Here is a 13123-nt window from a genome sequence, read left to right as displayed (position 1 = left end):
CCGCTATTTTCCCCCTTATGAGCGGCCCGGCAAGAACCTCCCCCATGGAACGCGCGCTGGGCGTTGCGCGCGCAGCCGCAGAGCGGGGCGAGGTTCCGATCGGCTGCGTGATCGTCGGACCGGATGGCGCGGTGCTGGCCGAAGCGGGCAACCGCACAGAAGCTGATCGCGATCCCACGGCCCATGCCGAACTGCTGGCGATCCGCGCGGCGGCCCAAAAATCCGGCTCGCCGCGGCTGGTCGGTTGCGATCTCTACGTCACCCTGGAGCCCTGCCCGATGTGTGCCCAGGCGATTTCCTTCGCGCGGCTGCGGCGCGTCTACTGGGGCGCGTCGGACCCCAAGGGCGGCGGCGTCGAGCACGGACCGCGCATCTTCGACCAGCCGACCTGCCACCACCGACCCGAGCTCTATCCGGGCGTGGGCGAGGTCGAGGCGGCGGAGTTACTGCGGGCGTTCTTCCGCGAACGTCGCTAGCTGGTGCAGGCGATCCAGCGGGCGCGCGGCCGAACAGGTCTTGATGTTGACGCCGGTCGGGCAGGAGGCCGTGCCGCCGATCTTGCAGTTGGCGGCGGCGCATTTCTTGCGGTTGTCGGCATTGTCGGCGCCGCTGTAGCGGCAGTACTGGCCGCAGCCGCTGCCCGAGGTGCAGATGTAGCAGCCGTCGGCCAGCGCCGGCAGCGTCCAGCCGATCAATATCACGAGCACCAGACTCAATCGTGTCATGTCATGGCCTCCCATTCGGCGCGTACGCCGTCGTCGATTTCCTTTGTCGATCCGCGCCGGTGTTCGAACTCGGCCGGCGCCAGTTGTGATAATGCCCAGACTGCGGCACCGCGGACCAGTGGTGAAGGATCGGCGAGCAACTGCTCGATGGCGGGGAGTGCCGTTCTTGGGGCGCCGCTGTTGCCCAGCGCATAGGCGACGTTGCGCACAAAGCGGTCGCGGCCGATGCGCTTGATGGCAGTGCCGGCAAAGCGCTGGCGGAAGGCGGCATCGTCGAGGGCGGCCAACTCAACCAGCATCGGCGCGGTGAGTTCGGGGCGCGGCAGGAAGGCTGCTTCCTGGGCGGTCTTCGCAAACTTGTTCCACGGACAGGCGGCCAGGCAGTCGTCGCAGCCATAGATGCGGTTGCCGAGGGCTGCGCGGAATTCCCGGTCGATGGCGCCTTCATGCTCGATCGTGAGGTAGGAAATGCAGCGCCGCGCGTCGAGCTTGTAGGGCGCGGGGAAGGCCGCCGTCGGGCAGGCGTCGAGGCAGGCCCGGCACTGGCCGCAATGGTCGCTCTCGCCCGCGTCGACCGGCAGTTCGGCCGACAGCAGCAGTTCGCCCAGGAACAACCAGGAGCCGAAGCGGCGCGACACCAGGTTGGTGTGCTTGCCCTGCCAGCCATGGCCGGCCGCCTGGGCCGAGGGTTTTTCCATCAGCGGCGCGGTGTCGACGAAGACCTTTATGGAGTGGCGGTAATTGTCCCAGATGAAGCGGCCCAGCGCCTTCAGTTTGGTCTTCATTACATCGTGATAGTCGCGGCCCTGGGCATAGACCGAGATCGCACCGCGCGCGGGTTCGCCCTGAAGCGTGCGCGGATCATGCGTCGGACCATAGTTCATCGCCACCGAGACGACGGTTCTTGCGCCCGGCCACAGCGTTGCGGGATCGACGCGCTCCGGCGTGCGCTCGCCCAGCCAGCCCATGTCACCCTGGAAGCCCAGCTCGACGAATTGCGTCAGTTGCGCCAGCCGTTCGGCCCGCGCCTTGGGCTTCAAGGTCGCGGCGGCAAAGCCCACGGCATCGAAGCCCAGCTTGAGCGCCTCGTCGCGGATGGCATTGCGCAGTTCGAGCGGCGTCGCCTGCCGCGGCGGTCGCTTCGGCGTCGGTGGCAGCCGCGCCATCGTCGCTCCGTTATCCCCGGCCGCGATAAGGCGCGACGCCCGGGTCGGGCAGCCACAGGCCCTTGGGCGGCTGGCCGGTCTGCCAGAAGACGTCGATCGGCATGCCGCCGCGCGGATACCAGTAGCCGCCGATCCGGAGCCAGCGCGGCGCCAGCACCTTGGCCAGGCGCTGACCGATGGCGAGCGTGCAGGCCTCGTGGAAATCGGCATGGTTGCGGAAGCTGCCGAGAAACAGTTTCAGCGACTTGCTTTCGATCAGCTTCGCCTTGGGCGCGTAGTCGATCACCAGATGGGCGAAGTCGGGCTGGCCGGTCATCGGGCAGAGGGTGGTGAATTCCGGCGCCGTGAAGCGCACGAGATAGAGATCGCGCGGGTTGGCATTGGGCACCGTCTCCAGCACCGCCTTGTCGGGCGAGGCCGGCAGCGCCGCCGGGCGGCCCAGTTGCGTCAGATGTCCGTACTTCTTTGCCATCAGCCTCACCTTCAACTCCACCGCCATCATATGCTAAGCGGGCCGCCATGACTCACAGGGTTGCCATCGTGGGCGCCGGCCCCTCCGGCTTCTATGCCGCCGACGGGCTGTTGCGCGCCAATCCCGATCTCCACATCGACCTGATCGACCGGCTGCCGACGCCCCATGGGTTGGTACGGGCCGGTGTCGCACCGGATCACCAGGGGACCAAAGCGGTCTCGCGCCAGTTCGACCGGCTTTTGGCCCAGCCTGACGTCAGATTTGCCGGCAATATCGAGATCGGCCGCGACCTCTCCTGGGACGAGGTTCGGACGGGATACGATGCGGTGATCGTGGCCACCGGCATGGTGATCGACCGCAAGCTCGGCATCCCGGGCGAGGAGCAGCCGTTGGTCTGGGGCTCGTGGCGGTTCGTGGCCTGGCTGAACGGCCATCCCGACTTCCGCCAGGGGCCTGATCTTTCCCGGGTGAAGCGCGTGGCGGTGATCGGAAACGGCAACGTGGCGCTCGACGTCGCCCGCCTATTGGCCAAGAGCGCCGAGGAAATGGCCAAGAGCGACATCGTGCCGGAGGCGGCGGCGGCGATCGCCGCCGCGCCGCTCACCGACATCTATGTGATCGGCCGGCGTGGACCCGAGCATGCCTCCTTCACCAGCAACGAGTTGGCCGAGATGGGCCGTCTTGCCCGTGCCGTGGCCGTCACGGACGCCAAGGCGCTCGAGGGCCATCCACCGGCCTCGGATCCGACGCCGGAACGGCTGCGCAAGGCCAAGAACCTTGAGATCCTGAAGGGCTTTGCCGGCAACAAAGCGGGCAGCAAGTCCGTCACCGTGCACTTCCTGTTCAATGCCGCGCCAGTGGCCTTTCGTCCCGGTGAGCTGGAGCTCACGACCGGCAAGCTGCCGGTCGATCTGGCGATCACCTGCATCGGCTATCGCGGCGAGGACTATCCGAAGGCCGAGGGCGTGTTTGCGGTCGGTTGGGCAAAACGCGGTCCCAGCGGCACGATCCCGACCAACCGTGCCGACAGCCATGCCGTGGCACAGCAGGTCGCGGCCTGGCTGAAACCGCGCGATCCGAAGAGCGGTCCCGATCCGCTGCCCATCTGCATCGACGCCGACGGCTGGCACCGCATCGACAAGGCCGAGACCGCGGCCGGCGCGGCCCAGGGCCGGCCTCGCGTCAAGTTGACCGAGTGGCAGGCGCTGTTGGACGTCGCACAGGGCGGCTGACGGCCCTATTGTTGCATATGTTGCTTGCCGGCGGGGAAGCCAGGAGGGATTGCCATGTTGAAGATCGGTCGTCGGGTCGTCTGCGCATTTGCCGCTGTCGCCGTGTTCGCGGCGCCCGCCGCGGCGCAAACCACTCTCAAAGTGGCGCTGCACTCCGATCTCAAGATCGTCGATCCGGTCTGGACGACGGCGCTGATCTCCACCCATCACGGCTACATGATCTACGACACGCTGTTCGCGCTCGACGGCAAGCTCGAGGTCAAGCCGCAGATGGTCGACAAGTGGACCGTCTCTGACGACAAGCTCACCTGGACCTTCACCTTGCGCGATGGCCTGGAATGGCACGACGGCAAGCCGGTGACCGCCGAGGACTGCGTCGCCTCGATCAAGCGCTGGGGCGCCAAGGATTCGATGGGCCAGAAGCTGATGGGGGTTGTGGCCGATCTCAGCGCGCCCGACGCCAAGACCATCAAGATGGTGCTGAAGGAGCCCTATGGGCTGGTGCTCCAATCGCTCGGCAAGTCGAGCTCGAACGTGCCCTTCATGATGCCCAAGGCGGTGGCCTCCACCGACCCCAACGCGCAGATCACCGACTCGATCGGCTCCGGGCCCTTCATCTTCAAGAAGGACGAGTGGAGAGCGGGTGAGAGGGCGGTCTACGTCAGGAACCCCAAGTACAAGCCGCGCAACGAGCTGGCCTCGGGCCTCGCTGGCGGCAAGGTCGCCAAGGTCGACCGGGTCGAGTGGCTGACGTTGCCCGACACCCAGACCCAGGTGAATGCCCTGATCAACGGCGAGGTCGACCTGGTCGAGATCGTGCCGCCCGACCTGCTGCCACTCCTGGCCAAGGACAAGAACATCAAGGTCATGGTCGTCAACACGGCGGGCCGGCAATACGCCATGCGCTTCAACGTGATGTTCAAGCCGTTCGACAATCCCAAGGTGCGCCAGGCCGTGCTCTACGCGCTGTCACAGAAGGAGTTCCTCGAGGCCAATGTCGGCAACCCGGCCTACTACAAGGAGTGCAAGTCGCTGTTCCCCTGCGGCTCGCCGCTGGAATCGACCAAGGGCTGGGACGACAAGATCTCGGGCAACATCGCCAAGGCCAAGGCGCTGCTGGCCGAGGCGGGCTACGACGGCACGCCGGTGGTGTTCCTGCATCAGACCGACACGTCGGGACACAACAACCTCGCCACCGTCGCCAAGGCCGAGCTCGAGAAGACCGGCCTCAAGATCGACCTGCAGCCGATGGATTGGCAGACCTTGGTGACGCGGCGTGCCAAGAAGGACGCGCCGGACAAGGGCGGCTGGGGCGCCTTCTTCACCTCATGGGGCGCCACCGACGTGTTGAACCCGGTGTCGGCGGCCTTCCTCAACGCCTCGTGCGACAAGGCGACGTTCGGCTGGCCGTGCGATGCCGAGCTGGAGAAGCTGCGCGACGCCTATGCCAAGGAGACCGATCCGGCCAAGCAGAAGCAGATCGCCGAGGCCGTGCAACTGCGCGTGCTGGAGTATCCCACGCACGTGCCGCTCGGCCAGTTCACGACGCCGACGGCGATCCGCACCAACCTCGACGGCCTGTTGCAGACACCGTCGCTGGCGCTGTGGAACATCCAGAAGAAGTGACCGCGATCTTCTGACCCCCTCCGCCCCTTCGGGGCACCTCCCCCGATGACGGGGGAGGAGGAGGCAAAATCATTCTCCTCCCCCGCTCCGCGGGGGAGGTGGCCGCAGGCCGGAGGGGGTCAGTCCAGCCGTACGCTCACGCCCTCGAGGCCTTTCCTCGACGCCGGGTAGCGCTTCATGACCTCGGCGTCATGGCCGGGGATCACCATCTCGACGCGGCCGTCGGCCAGCTTCTTCAATTTGTCGTAGCCCGCCAGCATGTCGGCCACGGAGTAGACGATGGCGAACAGCTTGTCGTTGTTGATGCCCCAGAAATAGTGGCTGGCGTCGGAGGCCAGCACGAGCCAGCCGTTGCGCGTCATGACCCGCACCGACTGGATGCCGGCGGTGTGGCCGCCGATCAGGTGCACCGAGATGCCGGGCTGGATCTCCTCGTCGCCGTCATGGAAGACCACGCGCTTGCCGTAGACGGCTCGCACCATGCCGACGACATCCTCGACCTCGTAGGCGTGTCGGAACGGGTCCTTGCACATGTGCCGGCCGGTGGCGAAGTTCATCTCCTTGTCCTGCAGATGAAACCGCGCCTTGGGAAAGCGGTCCCAGTTGCCGACGTGGTCGTAGTGCAGGTGGGTGATGATGACGTCCTCGACCGTCTTGGCGTCGACGCCTACTTCGGTCAGCAGGTCGGCGGGATTCTTCTTCACCTCGCGGCCGCGCTGCTTGCCGATGGTGGCGTTGAAGCCGGTGTCGATCACGATCGGCTTGCCGCCGATGGTGCGGTGGCCACTCTCGTCCAGCGGGATCGCCACCCAGACGAAATAGTCCATCGGGAAATCGGCGTCATGCGGGTCGGGGGTGATCTGCACTTCCCACGCCTTGCGCGGCAGGTGGGCGTATTTGACAGCATGAACCTCGTAGATAGGCGTCGAACGCATTATTGTTTCCTTCCCGGTGAGCCGTTGGCGGGAGGGTAGCCCGCCGCCCTGTCCCGGCGCTATAGTGGCAACATGGCCCGCACGGACCTCCTTGGACGGCGAATTAGCACCACGGTTTGCACTGCAAACCGCTGCGTAGCTGTGTTCGCTCTCTATCCATCCAGGGAATCGTCCGATGTCCACCACGTCCCTTGGCGTTCTCGCCCTCAAGCGTAGCAATTCCACCGTCCGATATTGTTTTGAAGCCGACGCCGAGCCGGGTGTGCTGCCGCGCGCACTCGAGCTTCTGGCCAAGCGCGGCCTCGTGCCGGCACGTGTCTTCGCCCAAGCCGCCGACGATCAGCTCTCGGTCGAGATCGAGGTCGAGGGCTTGTCCCCCGACACCGCCGAGCATGTCGGCCTCTGCCTCAGCCAGATCGTGGGCGTGAGGCAGACATTCTAGCTGGCCAGGCGTTCGACGATGGCGTCGATGTGCAGGCGCGCAACGTCGATCGCAGGGAAGCCGGCCGTTGCCTCGTCGAAAATCACAGCGAGATCGGTGCCAGCCAGCAATATCGCCTCGACACCGTCGCGCCGCTGCAGCTCGGCGGCGATACGGCGCAATCCCGCGGTGTCGGCCTCGTTGCCGTCCTGCGTGTCCAGGATGCGTTGATAGGCCTTGCCGATGAACTCGATCTCGTGGGGCCGCGGCTTCACGATCTCGACGCCCGTGAGCTGACCCCACAGACCACCCTCGACGGTGAACACCGTGCCGAACAGCGCGACGCGCTTGATCTTGCGGGCGCGGAGTTCGGCACCGATCGGATCGACGATGTTGATCAGGGGCAGGCGCGTGCGTTTCAGAAGTTGTGCGATGCAGATGTGCGGCGTGACGGCCGGGATCACCGCCACCTCGGCGCCGGCGCGGGCCATGCGCTCGATGAAGCCGCTGAGATAATCGGCCAGCTCGTCGAGCTTGCCGGCGCGCACCAGGCCTTGTCCGGTGTCGACATCGGCGTGGGCAATCACCAGATCGGGCACGGTGCCGCGGGCTTTGCAGGCCGCCGCGATCTTTTCGTAGTAGTGGACGGTGGCGCCGACGCCCAACCCGCCGACGATTCCGACGCACGCCATGTCACCTCGACGGAAAGTTGCGCGCCCACACGGAAGCGAGTTGCGGCGCCTGGTCGGTGCGGTGGGCGATGGCGAAGAGGCGGGGCGTCTCGCCCTCGAACCAGCCGCGCTTGGGCCGCCAGCGGGTCATGACGTCGAGGTAGATGTCGAGCGCCGAGAAGCGCTCACCCAGGAACCATGGCTTGCCGGCTTCACCGTCGATCTGGCGCCACAGTTTCTGGGCATAGGCGTCGGTGGCGGCGCGGAACGGATCGCGCGCTGCATTGACCGAGACGAAGCGCGACGGATCGTCGGCATAGGTGAAGGTGGGGTAGATGTTGGCGACGATGTAGATCAGCCAGCGCAGGAATTTCGCGCGTTCCGGCGCGCCCGCCGCCGGCACCAGCTGGTCCTTGCCCGTGATGTCGGCCAGCAGGAGCGTGATGGCGGCACTCTCGCTCATGATGCTGCCGTCCGGCATCACCAGGGTCGGCACCTGGGCCAGCGGATTGACCTTCTCGAGCTTGGCGCGCGCGTCCGGCGACTTGAAGAGATCGTCGACCGCTTCGTAGGTGTAGGGCAGCCCGTACCAGACGAGCTGGGCCTCGACGATCGCCGAGCCCCAGCCGGGGCGGCCGTAGAGCTTGTAGCTCATGGCGTCACCGTCACGGCTTCTGCAACGGCTGGATCAGGCTCGACGTGTCCCAACGTCCGCCGCCGCGCTCCTGGACGCGCTGGTAGAACTGGTCGACCAGCGCCACCACCGGCATCTGCGCCTTCCAGCGCTTGCCTTCGGCCATGGCGATGCCGAGGTCCTTGCGCATCCAGTCGACGGCGAAGCCGTAGTCGAACTTGCCGGCGATCATGTTCTGCCAGCGATTGTCCATCTGCCAGCTTTGCGCCGCGCCTTTGGAGATGGCACTCATCACCTTGTCCATGTCGAGGCCGGCGCGCTGGCCGAGGTTCAGCGCTTCGGCCAGGCCCTGGACGAGGCCGGCAATGCACATCTGGTTCATCATCTTGGTGATCTGGCCGGAGCCCGGGGGGCCGATCAGCGTCACCGCCTTGGAGAAGGCGTCGGCCACCGGCTTGGCCCTGTCGAACGGCGCCTGCTCGCCGCCGCACATCACGGTGAGCTGGCCGTTCTCCGCGCCCGCCTGGCCGCCCGAAACAGGCGCATCGATGAAGTCGACGCCGATCTTCTTCGCCGCTGCGTGGAGTTCGCGGGCGATGTCGGCCGAGGCCGTGGTGTTGTCGAACAGGATCGCGCCCTTCGCCATGCCGGCAAGGGCACCGCTTTCGCCCAGCATCACCGCGCGGAGATGGTTGTCGTCGCCCACGCAGGAGAACACGATTTCCTGGCCGGCCGCCGCCTCTTTCGGAGTCTTGGCGGCCTTGCCCTTGTGCTTCTTGGTCCAGGCTTCGGCCTTGGCGAAAGTACGGTTGTACACGGTCACGTCATGACCCTTGGCGGCGAGATGCCCCGCCATCGGAAAGCCCATCACGCCCAGACCCAGAAATGCCACCTTGGCCATTGTTCTCTCCCACAATTCCTGCGTTGCGGGCGGGATCATACGGCCAAATCAGGCGCGCGCCAGCAGGACCAGAATGGCGGCGAAGCCGGCAAGAAGTGGCGGCAGGGCGAGCGGCCAGGCGCGGCGGTAGAGCACCGCATCGGACACCGGCAGCGCCAGGATGGCCGCCCCCATGGACACCCGGATTGGCGACAGCATGGTGAGGTTGGTGCAGACGCTGTTCTGGACCGCGGCGATCCAGGCTGGGTCGACGGCGATGGCTTGCGCCAGCGCCGTGACCATGGGCATCAGCATGGCGTTGGCGGCCGAGCCGCCGCCGGTCAGGAAACCGCCGACGGCGGCGAACAACGGTACGCTGGCCGCCGCGTCGCGGCCGGCCACGGAGCGCAGCGCTTCGGCGACCTGCGTCGCCATGCCCGAGCCGACGTAAAACTCGGCCATCACCACGAACACGAGCGTGACGGCGCAGGAGCGCCAGGCGCCGCGGCCGGTCTCGGCCAGCACCCGGCCAATCGACGCGCGGGCGAGAAACACCACGACCACGCCGATCGAGACCAGCCAGAAACCGGGGGCATAGAGCGGCGCGAAGGCCGGCTGGTTGTCGAACGGCCGCATCGCCCACAGGGGTTTCAGGAAATCGCGCAGCGGCGGGACCAGCCGCGTGGCGCAAAGCGCCAGGGTCAGCGCGACATAGGGCGCGTTGGCATGCAGCGCCGATCTGAGCCGCGCCGCGTCCGGCCGCTCGTCGCGCCAGAATCGTACGGCCAGCAGCAGCGCGGTGGGCGCGGCGCCCGCGATCTCGACGTCGCTATAGAAATTGAACAGCCAGACCAGTGCCAGCAGCAGCGTGGTCCACAGCGCATCGTCGAGCTTCTGGGCGAGCGACGTGGCAAAACCCGCGTCGCGGGCGAAGCGCCAGTAGAGTGCGAGATAGAGGACGTGGATGGGAATCTGCAGCAGGGCGGAACTCAGGCCCAGCTGGTTGGGCGTGAGGCCGGCCAGGGTGGCGCCCACCGTCGTGCCGGTGGCGAGCGCGCCCCACGGCACCAGCGACTGGCTGTAGAGGCCGAGCAGCAGGGCCGACATGCCGCCCAGCCCCAGCCGGCGGAGCGCCGCCAGGGCGATGATGTAGCCCACGCCAAAACCCGTGACCGATTCGGCGAAGGGCGCCAACAGGAAGCACACCGACCACAGCCGCCGCGGATTGGCCTCGAGGATGCCGCCGTTGGCGTGCGCGCCGCGCGCCTGCTGGCAGCGGTGGAAGAACATGCCGGCGGCGATGATGGCGATGACGTGCCAGGAGAGCCAAAGCCCGGCCGAAGTCTCGTGCAGGAAGAGGCCGACCAGGGCGGCGGCGCCCTGCTGCTGCGTGACGATAATTGCCGAAGCGGCAAGCGTGGCCGAGAGGCCGGCGAGGCCTGCCGCCAGGGCGCTGGCGCGGCCCGAGGCGAGGAGGCCAAGCACCAGGAACAGGGGCAGGAGGGCAAGCGTTGTCGTCATGGCGGGCTTCTATAGCCCACCGTCGCCGCACATGCTTCGGCAGCGGCCGAAGTGCGCCAGTGAATCAGGGGCCAAACGCCATCTTGCGCCGCCGCCGCCTTTCCCTTAAACCCGCCGCCGTGCCCCGATAGCTCAGCTGGTAGAGCACGTCATTCGTAATGATGGGGTCGGCGGTTCGATTCCGTCTCGGGGCACCATTAAAATCAAGCTTTTAGGCACGCGTGCCAAAATACTTTTCCGCTGTGGGGACACGGGGGGGACACGCGCGAGCCGATTCCATGTTGCTTTGGTATCGAAGCTCGTTACCGCATTTTTTCATATGACGAACTTGGCGGCATTGCGAACTGTCACTTGCCGAGCCACTGCTCAGATGGCCAAAATGGCCAGCCGGATTGAGGGAGAGATTAATTGACCGTGATCGACTGCTGCTATCTGCAGACGAGCACATAATGCTCGGGCCCCAAGAAGAGCTTAAGGGTACATCGATTATTCTCGTCGGAACTTTCGATCTGTCGGCGTTTCGGCTTCCAAAGCTAATTGAGAGCGGTCAGCTAGTTGCTTCTGACCTTGCTGAACTCAATATGACGGCTGTCTTCGACGATATGATAGCGTTCGATTTGCCATGGATGGCGGTAGTAGCCGAGAAAGAGCGCATTGCACTGGTTACAAGGGTGAAAAAGCCGCTCGGTGAACCAGTTCGAGACTTCGCCGTTGGAATGCTCTCTGAGATGCGCGACCCGAAATACCGAGCGCTGGGAATCAACACGGATTTTCATTTTCAGGTCTTTGATGACCAACGCCGGTCCGCGTTCCTGACAAACCTTGCTGGGAAAGCATTGAATTTTAGCCAAAAATTGGGGCTATCAGGCGCCGCGACACAATCTGTTGTGGTTCGACACACACGGACAGATGGTCTGCCCGGCTATATTGATATTAAAATCGAGCCCTCAAAAAAGGTCGAGAAAGGCATATATATGTCAATCAACGACCATTTCGCGTTGCGTCCTGATGCTGACAAAGCTGCCCTTTCCGCAATAGAAGTTCTGTCCGACCAATGGAAAGAACGCATTTCTTTCGCGGATGGATTGATTAATTCGTTAAAGGCTGAAGCTGGAGCATGAGCCCTTTCGATCAATCTAATACCGCAGGAAGCCCTGCCGACGACGAATTTCGACCGACTGCTAACGTGTCGATCCAAGAGTCCGCAGTGTCAGACGGCCGTATCGCGCCCCGTGTATCAAGGCCTCCGCTGGAGTTTCTCGCCTGGGGGATGGGGCATTCCGAGCAGTGGCGCGACCATACGTTTGGTCACTGGAACGCTGGAGGGCCAGCCTTGGAGTCCGGTGAGGTCGTCACCTCTCCCAACATTTCTGAGAAGCCCGCACTTAGGGCGGCGCCCACGCCACGAATTGAGGAAGTTTGGGTGCCTGCCCTTCAGAATCGAACGGCGAGACGAATGTGGGCATCGCGTCGTTTGCCCAGAACTGAAACAGCTCAATTGCTTAGCAAATGGGAAGGCGAAGTCGTCAAAATTGCAGACGGCAATTTCACCGCTCATCTCTATGACTCAAAGTACCCCAACGTAATGGAAGTGGCGGAATTTGAGATTGATTCAGAGGTAAGTGTTGATGACAGATCCGCACTAAAGCTAGGTGCGCGATTCTATTGGTACATTTACGTCGAAGATGTTGGGCCACGTCGTGAAAGTACGTCGCTCTTATGGTTCAAGAGGGGCCGGAGAGCAGCAGCGCCAACTCCCGAAGATATCGCGGAAGTGGACGAAATGTGGCGTACGTTCGGATGGGACAATGAAAAAATGGTCGACCCCGCCTCAAGCAGATGAACTTGAAGTATGTATCTACGGTCCGGGCATCGGTGAATCTATCTTAGTTCATATTGGCAATAGCCAATGGCTTTGCATTGATTCGGCCAAAAGCAAACATACGGCTTGGCCTTTAGTTTATCTAAGCGAACTCGGTTTAGACCCAGCAAAATGCATCAAACTTATCGTCGCTACGCATTGGCACGCTGATCATGTCGATGGTCTTAGCCAAATAGTTGAAGCATGTCCGGGCGTTCAATTCGTTTGCTCGGAAGCAGTCACGGTTGCTGAGTTCAAGCAAATCCTTCAATTGCCAATCGTTAACACCGATGTGTTAAAGAGTGCACATCGGGAGATAAGACAAGTATTCCGCACTATCGTGAATCGATTTAAGGCGGACCCACTTCATCCGGTGGCGATTCATGCGGGATTAAACAAGCGGCTTGCGCCGGAATTGAATGTCGAGATTTGGGCCCTTTCTCCCTCTCCTGCTGATCTGGCGCGATCGAAGCTGGAGTTCCAAAATCTGTACGATCCCAGCGCTGCGCCAACGGCCGCAATCAAAGAAAATACAGAGTGCGTGGTCCTATACATCAAGATAGGCGATCAAGTTTTGCTTCTGGGTAGTGATTTAGAGCACAACAATCATCCGCAATCAGGATGGAAGTCAGTGCTGGCGGCTCCGATCCGCAATACTCCGGCGAGCATGTTTAAAATTCCTCACCATGGTTCGGAAGGCGCCCACAGCCCTTCTATTTGGACTACAGCTCTACAACAGGCGGCGATTGCAGTAGTAACGCCATATACCCGCTCGACCTTGCCACAGCAGAATCAATTAGATCTTTATACCGTCCAAAGCCAGACAACGTTTGCGACGGCGCTTCCGAAAGCAGTTTCGGTAACAAGACCGCCAGCTGTAGCAAAGAGAACGCTTAATCGCATTAAAGCGGCATACGCGGTTAACCAAGACATGAGTTTCGTGCGCCTTCGCAAGAAGGCAGGCGAGCACTGGCAAGCA

15 protein-coding genes and 1 tRNA gene are annotated in these 13123 nt (G+C 63.7%); 8 read left to right on the top strand and 8 right to left on the bottom strand.

Annotation, left to right across the window (positions count from 1 at the left end):
• The first annotated feature begins 44 nt into the window (after positions 1 to 44).
• The gene (locus EPO55_RS21430) at positions 45 to 476 is read left to right on the top strand and encodes a nucleoside deaminase (RefSeq protein ID WP_296339314.1); all 432 of its coding nucleotides are present in this window, start codon (positions 45 to 47) and stop codon (positions 474 to 476) included.
• Here EPO55_RS21430 and EPO55_RS21425 read toward each other — a convergent pair.
• Genes EPO55_RS21425 through queF form a run of 3 tightly spaced genes read right to left on the bottom strand, consistent with a single transcriptional unit; the run spans position 444 to position 2363 of the window.
• Positions 444 to 725 carry a hypothetical protein gene (locus EPO55_RS21425; RefSeq protein ID WP_296339313.1) on the bottom strand — a complete coding sequence of 94 codons (282 nt, stop codon included), beginning with the start codon at positions 723 to 725 and terminating at the stop codon, positions 444 to 446. The two genes, EPO55_RS21430 and EPO55_RS21425, sit on opposite strands and share 33 nt — an antisense overlap.
• On the bottom strand, positions 722 to 1891 hold the full coding sequence (gene queG / locus EPO55_RS21420; RefSeq protein WP_296339312.1) for a tRNA epoxyqueuosine(34) reductase QueG: 1170 nt from the start codon (positions 1889 to 1891) through the stop codon (positions 722 to 724). Before queG ends, EPO55_RS21425 begins: the two co-directional genes overlap by 4 nt.
• Before the next feature lie 10 nt (positions 1892 to 1901).
• Complete coding sequence (gene queF, locus EPO55_RS21415) at positions 1902 to 2363, bottom strand: preQ(1) synthase (RefSeq protein WP_296339311.1); 462 nt, start codon at positions 2361 to 2363, stop codon at positions 1902 to 1904.
• Between the two features lie 47 nt (positions 2364 to 2410).
• Here queF and EPO55_RS21410 point away from each other — a divergent pair, with 47 nt between their 5' ends.
• Both EPO55_RS21410 and EPO55_RS21405 read left to right on the top strand, forming a co-directional pair.
• On the top strand, positions 2411 to 3595 hold the full coding sequence (locus tag EPO55_RS21410) for an FAD-dependent oxidoreductase (RefSeq protein ID WP_296339310.1): 1185 nt from the start codon (positions 2411 to 2413) through the stop codon (positions 3593 to 3595).
• 54 nt (positions 3596 to 3649) lie between these two features.
• Entirely contained in the window at positions 3650 to 5221 is a 1572-nt protein-coding gene (locus tag EPO55_RS21405; protein WP_296339309.1) for an ABC transporter substrate-binding protein, read from the top strand.
• A gap of 119 nt (positions 5222 to 5340) precedes the next feature.
• On the opposite strand, the gene EPO55_RS21400 is transcribed toward EPO55_RS21405, so the two are convergent.
• The gene (locus EPO55_RS21400) at positions 5341 to 6156 is read right to left on the bottom strand and encodes an N-acyl homoserine lactonase family protein (protein WP_296339307.1); all 816 of its coding nucleotides are present in this window, start codon (positions 6154 to 6156) and stop codon (positions 5341 to 5343) included.
• A 175-nt stretch (positions 6157 to 6331) separates the two neighbouring features.
• Here EPO55_RS21400 and EPO55_RS21395 point away from each other — a divergent pair, with 175 nt between their 5' ends.
• A complete protein-coding gene (locus tag EPO55_RS21395) occupies positions 6332 to 6598 on the top strand; it encodes a hypothetical protein (RefSeq protein WP_296339306.1) in 267 nt (88 codons plus the stop codon).
• Here the strand turns inward: EPO55_RS21395 and EPO55_RS21390 are convergent.
• The 4 genes from EPO55_RS21390 to EPO55_RS21375 are packed head-to-tail and all read right to left on the bottom strand — an operon-like array spanning position 6595 to position 10283.
• A complete protein-coding gene (locus EPO55_RS21390) occupies positions 6595 to 7269 on the bottom strand; it encodes an amino acid racemase (protein WP_296339305.1) in 675 nt (224 codons plus the stop codon). The genes EPO55_RS21395 and EPO55_RS21390 overlap by 4 nt on opposite strands.
• A gap of 1 nt (position 7270) precedes the next feature.
• Complete coding sequence (locus EPO55_RS21385) at positions 7271 to 7903, bottom strand: glutathione S-transferase (protein WP_296339304.1); 633 nt, start codon at positions 7901 to 7903, stop codon at positions 7271 to 7273.
• A gap of 10 nt (positions 7904 to 7913) precedes the next feature.
• The gene (locus EPO55_RS21380) at positions 7914 to 8783 is read right to left on the bottom strand and encodes an NAD(P)-dependent oxidoreductase (protein WP_296339303.1); all 870 of its coding nucleotides are present in this window, start codon (positions 8781 to 8783) and stop codon (positions 7914 to 7916) included.
• 48 nt (positions 8784 to 8831) lie between these two features.
• The gene (locus EPO55_RS21375) at positions 8832 to 10283 is read right to left on the bottom strand and encodes an L-lactate permease (protein WP_296339302.1); all 1452 of its coding nucleotides are present in this window, start codon (positions 10281 to 10283) and stop codon (positions 8832 to 8834) included.
• A 121-nt stretch (positions 10284 to 10404) separates the two neighbouring features.
• On the opposite strand from EPO55_RS21375, the gene EPO55_RS21370 reads away from it, so the two are divergent.
• The 4 genes from EPO55_RS21370 to EPO55_RS21355 form a co-directional block, all read left to right on the top strand.
• Positions 10405 to 10480: transfer RNA gene (locus EPO55_RS21370), tRNA-Thr, on the top strand.
• A gap of 252 nt (positions 10481 to 10732) precedes the next feature.
• Positions 10733 to 11404 carry a hypothetical protein gene (locus tag EPO55_RS21365; RefSeq protein ID WP_296339301.1) on the top strand — a complete coding sequence of 224 codons (672 nt, stop codon included), beginning with the start codon at positions 10733 to 10735 and terminating at the stop codon, positions 11402 to 11404.
• Entirely contained in the window at positions 11401 to 12126 is a 726-nt protein-coding gene (locus tag EPO55_RS21360) for a hypothetical protein (protein WP_296339300.1), read from the top strand. The genes EPO55_RS21365 and EPO55_RS21360 overlap by 4 nt, the downstream gene beginning before the upstream one ends.
• A partial coding sequence (locus EPO55_RS21355) for a hypothetical protein (RefSeq protein WP_296339299.1) occupies positions 12092 to 13123 on the top strand: 1032 nt, incomplete at its 3' end. The genes EPO55_RS21360 and EPO55_RS21355, both read left to right, overlap by 35 nt.

Source organism: Reyranella sp. (assembly GCF_004296935.1).
Classification (GTDB): domain Bacteria; phylum Pseudomonadota; class Alphaproteobacteria; order Reyranellales; family Reyranellaceae; genus Reyranella.
Note: the sequence above shows the minus strand (reverse complement) of the source record. Positions and strands in the feature narration are given on the sequence as shown.